This is a genomic window from Streptomyces durbertensis, assembly GCF_014156695.1.
In the GTDB taxonomy this organism is placed as follows: domain Bacteria; phylum Actinomycetota; class Actinomycetes; order Streptomycetales; family Streptomycetaceae; genus Streptomyces; species Streptomyces durbertensis.
Genome location: NZ_WMLF01000256.1, coordinates 1 through 7,619, shown reverse-complemented (window position 1 = coordinate 7,619; position 7,619 = coordinate 1). Strand labels below are relative to the sequence as shown.

Annotated in this window: 6 protein-coding genes, 1 pseudogene and 1 CRISPR repeat array; all 7 genes and pseudogenes read right to left on the bottom strand. The window is 67.7% G+C overall.

Annotation, left to right across the window (positions count from 1 at the left end; genetic code table 11):
• Positions 1-39: 39 nt before the first annotated feature.
• A CRISPR array of direct repeats spans positions 40-1,253; the repeat unit is 37 nt; unit sequence GTTGCGATACCCGGCCGCCCCGGAGGGCGACCGCCAC.
• A 136-nt stretch (positions 1,254-1,389) separates the two neighbouring features.
• On the bottom strand, positions 1,390-1,680 hold the full coding sequence (gene cas2 / locus GL263_RS17070) for a CRISPR-associated endonuclease Cas2 (RefSeq protein ID WP_182856587.1): 291 nt from the start codon (positions 1,678-1,680) through the stop codon (positions 1,390-1,392).
• Between the two features lies 1 nt (position 1,681).
• Positions 1,682-2,716, bottom strand: a complete 1,035-nt coding sequence (gene cas1c, locus GL263_RS17065) for a type I-C CRISPR-associated endonuclease Cas1c (protein WP_182856586.1) — start codon at positions 2,714-2,716, stop codon at positions 1,682-1,684.
• Positions 2,713-3,315, bottom strand: coding sequence for a CRISPR-associated protein Cas4 (gene cas4 / locus GL263_RS17060; RefSeq protein WP_267132777.1), 603 nt, complete (start codon positions 3,313-3,315; stop codon positions 2,713-2,715). Before cas4 ends, cas1c begins: the two co-directional genes overlap by 4 nt.
• 59 nt (positions 3,316-3,374) lie before the next feature.
• Positions 3,375-4,292, bottom strand: a complete 918-nt coding sequence (cas7c, locus tag GL263_RS17055) for a type I-C CRISPR-associated protein Cas7/Csd2 (RefSeq protein WP_182856584.1) — start codon at positions 4,290-4,292, stop codon at positions 3,375-3,377.
• 74 nt (positions 4,293-4,366) lie between these two features.
• Positions 4,367-6,154 (bottom strand): type I-C CRISPR-associated protein Cas8c/Csd1, encoded by a 1,788-nt coding sequence (gene cas8c, locus GL263_RS17050; protein ID WP_182856583.1) that lies wholly within the window; start codon positions 6,152-6,154, stop codon positions 4,367-4,369.
• A gap of 4 nt (positions 6,155-6,158) precedes the next feature.
• Positions 6,159-6,932 carry a type I-C CRISPR-associated protein Cas5c gene (gene cas5c / locus GL263_RS17045; protein WP_182856582.1) on the bottom strand — a complete coding sequence of 258 codons (774 nt, stop codon included), beginning with the start codon at positions 6,930-6,932 and terminating at the stop codon, positions 6,159-6,161.
• 455 nt (positions 6,933-7,387) lie between these two features.
• Positions 7,388-7,619, bottom strand: a pseudogene (locus tag GL263_RS28450) (CRISPR-associated protein Cas3); the annotation flags it as partial.

Genomic DNA, 7,619 nt, shown 5'->3' with positions numbered 1-7,619 from the left:
GCCCCCCCACCGCGAGCCACTGGGCCACAGCCTCAGGGCGTTGCGATACCCGGCCGCCCCGGAGGGCGACCGCCACTGGCGGCGTGGTCCTCGATCTGCGGGGTGTCGATGAGTTGCGATACCCGGCCGCCCCGGAGGGCGACCGCCACCGGTGTCCAGTGCCGAGGTCTTCCATCGGTTCGGGGTTGCGATACCCGGCCGCCCCGGAGGGCGACCGCCACCACGCCGCCTGGACGAGCTGGTGGAGGACTGGCAGGGTTGCGATACCCGGCCGCCCCGGAGGGCGACCGCCACGGCTCAGGGGTGCTCGGGCGCTTCGCGCCCGTGGTGGTGTTGCGATACCCGGCCGCCCCGGAGGGCGACCGCCACGGACCAGGAGGGCGCCTACGAGCGGTGGCGCAAGGGTTGCGATACCCGGCCGCCCCGGAGGGCGACCGCCACGGCGGGGTCGGCAGGCTGGCCTTCTTGTGCCAGAGGGAGTTGCGATACCCGGCCGCCCCGGAGGGCGACCGCCACAGCTGGGGTGCAGCGGGTGGCACACCAGCCGGTGGACGTTGCGATACCCGGCCGCCCCGGAGGGCGACCGCCACGCCGCCTTAACCGACAGCCCACCCCGCGCCATGGTGGTTGCGATACCCGGCCGCCCCGGAGGGCGACCGCCACCCGCGGCTGAGGTTCCGGGCCAGCGCACCGAGGCGGAGTTGCGATACCCGGCCGCCCCGGAGGGCGACCGCCACTTCGGCGCCGTTGACTTCCCGCAGCCGGGAGGAGAGGTTGCGATACCCGGCCGCCCCGGAGGGCGACCGCCACTTCCGGCCAGGACTACCGCTCGCCGATGGACGACGACGTTGCGATACCCGGCCGCCCCGGAGGGCGACCGCCACACTCCAGCGATCCCTCGCCTTGCGCGTCGTCCTCCGGTTGCGATACCCGGCCGCCCCGGAGGGCGACCGCCACCCCACCGTGCCGGCGGAACCCGGCGAGCCCGTAGAGGTTGCGATACCCGGCCGCCCCGGAGGGCGACCGCCACGCTTGTAGACCGCCACTCCTGGGCCACCCTTCTGATGTTGCGATACCCGGCCGCCCCGGAGGGCGACCGCCACATGCTGGGCGAGTTCCTGGTACATCCCCGCCAGTTGTCGTTGCGATACCCGGCCGCCCCGGAGGGCGACCGCCACGTGGTCGAGGTGCGCCTTGATGGCACGTGGACGCTGGAGTTGCGATACCCGGCCGCCCCGGAGGGCGACCGCCACGGTGCCTGAGCAGTGTATTCGCCGCCGGTGGTGCGTTGTACGACGGGTGTGGCCGGCGGCGGTTCGGGTGATTCCGGCATTTTGCCTCGGTGTGGTCCGCGTGTCGTTGGTGTGCTTGCGGTACCGAAGTGGGCTCTCAGATGACCAGGTCGTCTCTGTGTGGTTGGGGTCGGGCGGTGCCGCGGGTCTGTACGTCGGCGAGGCCGTTGTGGGGAAGGCGGTAGAGGCGGATGCTGTCGAGGTTGGTGTCGATGATGGCATCGATCCTGGCGAGGAGTTGGAGGGTGTTCTTCTCGTCGGCGACGATTTCGAACACGGACTTCTGGACGCGTAGTCCGTAGCCTTCGCAGAGCTTTGCGACACGGCGGAGGCGTCTGGCTCCTTCGGGAGTGGTGGTGTCGACGTCGTAGGTGAGGAGGAGGTCCATGTCAGCTTGCGGTCCAGGGGAGGTAGGCGGGGAGGTCGCCGCGGAGGTGGCGAGCGAGGAGGCGGGCTTGCATGGTGGGGAGTAGTCCGGCTGGTACGTCGCGGCCGGCGAGGGTGTGCTGCCAGGTTCGCTGTTTCCACTCTTGCCATGCCTGGATGAGGGCGGTACGTCCGTCGTCGGTGAGGTGGACGGCTCCGCCGGGTAGGTATTCGAAGTGTTCGGGGCGTAGCTGGCGTCGGTTGAGGAGGGTGAGCACGAGGCGGTCGGCGAGCGGGGCGCGGAACTCTTCCATGAGGTCCAGGACGAGCGCGGGTTTGGCTGGTCGGATGCCGTGGAGGTAGCCGACGTAGGGGTCGAGGCCGATCTGTTCGGTCGAGCCGTGAACCAGGCCACGCAGAAGCCCGTAGGTGAAGGAGAGGGCCGCGTTGATCGGGTCGGTCGGTGGTCGACGGATGCGACGTTCGAACGGGGGGATGCCCTCTGCTGGGCGGAGCGCGTGGCGGAGGGCTTCGAAGTGGAGACGTGCCGCGTTGCCTTCGATGCCCATGAGGGTGTCGTTGTCGGGGGCGTCGGGGATCTCGGTGGTGGCGTCGGAGAGTTGGGTCGCGACGGTGCGCATGGATTCCTGAGCGGCTGCCTTGGCGTCGCGGGCGGCGCGGAGAATGACCCAGCGGCTGTTACGAATCTTGGCCGCGACGATGTTGCGGGATATCGCGATGCGGGTGTCGGCGTTGTCGTGTGCCTGGTGTTGTGAGTGGCGGAGGAGGACGTTTCCCTTTACGCCTCCGTCGAGCCGGCCGAGGTAGCGCCCGCTGCGACTCATCCACGTGATGGAGCGCGCGTCTTGGGCACAGCGTGTGATGAGCTCGGTGGAGAGGTTGACGTGGCCGTAGACGACGATGGCGTCCAGGCGTCTGAGGGGGAGGGTTCGGCGCCCGGGTTGGTCGGGGACGCGGACCCGTACGGAGTCTTCTTCCAGTCGGAGGTCGGTGCCCTGGGTCTGGACGTAGAGGGTGTTAAGGAGTTCGAGGGTCATGGCTGCTCCGGCGGCGGGTCCGTACGGTAGAGGTCTTGCAGCAGTCGGCGGAAGCGGCGGGTGCCGGTGAGGACGTGCGGCATGCAGGAGGCCGCCATGGAGCAGCGGCGGCATCGGTTGTCAGCGACCGGTGGTGGGAGGGCGCTCGTGGTGAGCATGCGCCGGATCTCGTGGGTGAGGTCGCGGACATGCTGGCGCAGGGAGTCGTCGATGGTGACGGTGTGTCGACGTCTGTCGTGGGCGGAGTAGACGGCCGCACGGCTGATGGTTGTGTGGAACATCGCCTCCAGGCAGATCGCTTGCGCGGCGGTCTGGACGTCGGCTGGGCCGCCGGGCAGGTAGCGGCCGGACTTGTGCTCGATGGGCAGAACGCGCCCGTGTGGATGTAGTTCGACGGTGTCGCAGATGCCGACCAGGCCGAGGGCGTCGTGGTAGACGGGCAGGGCGTGGAGGGTGCGGACGGTTCCGCGGCCTCGGTTGCCGGGGGTGTCGACGCGCTGGTGGAGGAGGGTACCGCGGACGGTCGCGGCGTCGTCTTCGAAGGCGTCTTCCAGCAGGATGAGACCGCTTTGACGGGGGCAGTAGGCGTAGTGCTCCAAAGCGGAGAGGGGAACCTGTGGGAGGGGCCCCTCTCCGCCCTGTGCCGAGGGTGCCGCGGTCATGCCCGTGCGGCTGGGATCTTCGGGAGGAGGGTGGTGAGGGTGACACCGCCCGGTAGCTCGTCCTTCTCGGGTGTGTGGAGTTGGTAGTCGCCCAGGCTGCGTGCGGTGACGTCGTGGCGTCGGGTCACGCTGACGAGATCGGCGAGTTCGTGGGCGGGGGCGCGTCCGAAGGCGTCGTCGTGAGTGAAGACGTAGAGGCCGCGCAGGGCGAGGCCGGCCCGGGCCGCGGCGCGGTCGTGTTCGAGCATGAGCTCGAAGGCGCGCCAGAAGAGCGCGAGATCCTCTGCCGTGACACCGGTCTTCGCCGCCAGGGGTGCGCTGAAGTGTCCGACGCCCTTGTAGAGGCCGTAGGGCACGATGTGCTTGGAGCCCATCTCGGTTTCCTTGCCCTTGGCCTTCGGGTCGGGGTTGTTCCAGGCTGCGACGTCCTCTTCACGGGTCGGAGTGAGGCGGGTGATACCGATGTCGATCGGGGTGACGGGGTCGATGGACCGGGCGAATCCGATCTGGACGGGTCCTTGAACGCGGCCCGCCCACCGATCCTTCTTGCCGGTGGTCATGACGGCCCCGAACATGCGGACGTCGAAGAAGTTCTGGCACATCCACGCCTGTGCGGACTTGGTGTCGGTGGCTGCCCCCTCCGTGTAGGCGCGTTCGTGCTGGGCGTTGAGGGCGACACCGGCTTCGACGTAGATGTGGTTCCCGGGCTTGTTCTCGTGTCCGTTGAACATCGCGACCGTGTTGCGGATCTTGCGCTTGATGGCGACATCGGTGATCAGCCCTTCGCCGGTGATGGGATCGGTGCGAGGGATGCCGCCGTTGTCGGGGTCGCCATTGGGGTTGGAGTCCACCGCTTCGATGAGGAACACGAAGTCGTGCTTGCGGGCGGGGTCGAGGTGGGCGTCAGCGGTCATGGTGAAGTCTTCGTCCTTCGTGTGGTGGTTGTGGCAGCGCGGTGAATAGGGCAGCGTTGTGGCGCGCGTGCAGGTCAGGTGCCTTCCGTGGAGCCTCCGTCCCCTTCGCCGTTGTTCCGTGCCGCGGCCATGGCTTCCAGAGCGGACTGCCGCTGGTGGTAGTAGCCCAGAACGAAGCGAGCCTGGCCGTCTGGGGCCAGGTGCTGCGGCAGCGTGGTGTCCAGGCGGCTCTGCAGCTGGGTGAGCCGGTCGAGAAGCGCTCGTCCAGCCTTGGGGTTATCCCGTTCGAGCCGCTTGAAGTGCGCGTTGGCGTTCGCTACCAACTGCGTCATGGTGGTAAGCGGCGCGACCATCGCCGTACGGAAGTGCTTGTCCCGCAGCGAGGTGTTCAGGTTCTCCAGCGCACTTCGCTGGACCTCCTCCAGGACGTAGAACATCCGGCCAGCCGTGTAGGCGGCGTCGGTGCTGTCCTCGTTGAGCTTCTCGGTCGCAGGATTCACAGCGTTCCCAGTCTGTGAGAAGGGGCGGTTGAGGATAAGGCGCAGCAGCGCGACCCGTGGCGTGTCGATGCGCTGGTCGGCCTGGATACGCTGCAACAGCAGCGGGAGCACGTGGGCGGGTAGCGGGTTCTCATGGAGCGCTGAGCGCAACAGGTCGTGTTCCAGCCCGTGCGGAGCGCTGCCCTTGGCGTACCGTTCGCCGTCCCAGCGACCGCAGGACAGGGCCATGAGCCAGATCGGCGTCCAACGCGTGACCCGATTCCAGCCGTCGAAGGCACCACTGTGATCGAACCAGCGTCCCCAGGCCCTCAGGACACGGTCGACGGGTACGTCGATCCAGTCACGGACCACGATCCGGGCGTTGTTCAGCCCGAGCGTCAGCCCGTAGAACGCATCGGCGTCGATACCGGCAGCGGCGGTTGGACGAGGAGCGTCGTTGATGCTGTCGACAAGCCGCGCGATATCGGCCTCGTCCGGCTTGTCATGCAGCAGTGCGTCAAGGGCGTCGTCGTTCGCCCCCTCGCGGGTCCACCACAACAACACACCGTCCTCACGGAAACGGCGGCTGTGCCGCTCGGAGGCCAGCAGGTGGTTGAGGGAGGCCATTGACCGGCCGCCGCAGGTGTGGCAGATCGGTGTGTTACCCAACTGCGTGATTCCTCGCCTGCCTTGGGAGGCAGCGTTGATGGACACCAGCTGGCCCTCGTTGCTGCCGCCAACCGTGGGTACCGAACCCTTCTTCACCGGTTCGGGGATCGTCGCCAGCAGCTGCGCGTGCGTACCGCACACCAGACAGAGACCGGACCGTTCCTCCGAGCCTCCCTTCCGTTGCCGCACCACCTCCGCCCAGAACTTCCGTACCGAGGGAAGGGGATGAAGCCACCGCATGCCGACCCGAAGGGCGACGACATCCTTCGCGGAAACTCGCTCGTTGACGGGCCACCGCACTGAGGGGTCCACCAGGTACCGGCGCAGTGCCACCGCGGCTGGATCATCCGCGTTCTCCTCTGCCCAGGCGAGTGCGAGATCCCGCCAGGCGTCATGGCGGCGTCCGGCCTCCGCAGCCGCCTTCTCGGCTGGCGCTCCCGCTGCGGCGACCTTCGGGACGCCGAGTACGAAGTCAGCCGAGTCCACCAGCAGATACGGAGGAACCTTCGTCCCGGACCGCTGTACATAGGGAACCTGCTCCACCAGCGCCTGATCCCGCTGCTTCGGCGGTAGCGGACCCCCGCCTTCAAGCTCGGCCGAGCTTCCGTCCTCGGCGATCCGCAGCACCCAGTGAATGGTCCTTGGCCGGTAGTACTCCGCGGGCAGCTGATCGGCGGCCCGCTCGGCGAACTCCTTGAGTCTCTGCAGCAGCACCCGATCAACCCTCCGTCCCTGCGGCCCGCCATGGCCCCTCGGGCATGACGACAGCACTCTCAGGAAGCGGCCTCCGCGGCACCTCCAGCACTCCTCCCTCGACCCGAGCTCGGAACCACCGGTACCGCTCACCGCTCGGCGTGTACTCGATCGAGTGCAGCATCAGCCCCAGCTCCTCCGTCCAGAGCTTGGCCTCCTGATCCGCTGCCCGGTCGGTGGCAGGGCCGAACGAAGCGGTGAACTCCCGGCACCCGAAGAACGGTTGCGAGAAGCACGCCCCGCGCTCCACCCGCCTCCGCAACTGCTCCCGGAACTTCTCCTCCGTCGCCGGCGGGAAGCCGTCCGACCCCGCACGCGCCTCGGCGGATACCACCACCTGCGCATGAATCCGATAGCGCACATCCGCCAGCGCCACGGTGTTGCGCTGATCCCGGTCCTCCTCCACGTCGTACCGCTGCGTCGGCTCCTTCCGCATGGACCGCACCCCGGAGGCAGTGGTGACTGAACGGACCTCGTTACGCCGAACCTGCTGCCACCGCACCCCCTTCATCACCTCGATCCGACGAATCACGTACCGAAACTGCGGCTTCCAGAAGATTGCTTGCAGAAACCCGTTAGCCGCAGAAGGGGTCATCATCTGATAACTGACCCGCTCGGACTTCAACTCCGGACGTGTGAAGCACGCGAGATCGCCCCACGTCTCCACGACAAGATCCGGGAACGCCCAACCGTCATTGCCGCGATTTCGGCGCCGCGCCGCAGTTATGGGAGCAGCCATCTTTCCTCCTTGACGGGTTAACTCATTCGGGTGAACTGTGGTGAGGGGGGTGGGTCGAGTCAGTGGCGGTGAGCCCGGGCTGACCAGCAGGAAGCTGAGCTCTTCGCCGCTGGGGTGGATGCGGGGATGCGGGACCTCACTCGCGAGGCGGCACACTGGCTCTGCTTCTACACCTACAAAGAAGGAGGCGACTGGTGACTCATGGGTGCCAAGTCCCTGACTGGTCGGTAATTATTGTGATCATCGGGGTACTGGTGCTGGGTCGGCTCCGAACACGGGACGATCTGGCGTAGCGAGGGGCTGGCCACGCGAGCTTCCTGCGTGGCCAGCCCCAACTCGCGCGCTATCCAGACACCGACAAAGTTTCGATCCTCGGCTCGGTGTGACGAGCCGCCAAGCTCCAGAGAGCACCCTGCCATCTTCATCGGTTCAGGAACCTTCTCCAAATCGTAGTGTCAGAGCAGAAACTGGCTGCGGTCTTCGGGGGCGTCGCGGTCGATACCACGGTCCTCGTCGTAGTGGCCGTGCCATTCCAGGAGATCGCCAGTGATCGGCGTCGCGAGTCCGTTCCGCAGAGCCAACTGCGCCTCGCGGCGGGGGAGAGCAGCTGTGTGAGGCTGGAGTCGACGCAGGACCTCCGGACCACAGGGGCGCGGGCCGCGGAGGCGTGCGATGTCAGCTGCGACA

Bases quoted from the DNA above. Each gene is read 5' to 3' on its own strand.
- cas2 (WP_182856587.1), bottom strand. From the start codon at position 1,680: ATGGACCTCCTCCTCACCTACGACGTCGACACCACCACTCCCGAAGGA.
- cas1c (WP_182856586.1), bottom strand. From the start codon at position 2,716: ATGACCCTCGAACTCCTTAACACCCTCTACGTCCAGACCCAGGGCACC.
- cas7c (WP_182856584.1), bottom strand. From the start codon at position 4,292: ATGACCGCTGACGCCCACCTCGACCCCGCCCGCAAGCACGACTTCGTG.
- cas5c (WP_182856582.1), bottom strand. From the start codon at position 6,932: ATGGCTGCTCCCATAACTGCGGCGCGGCGCCGAAATCGCGGCAATGAC.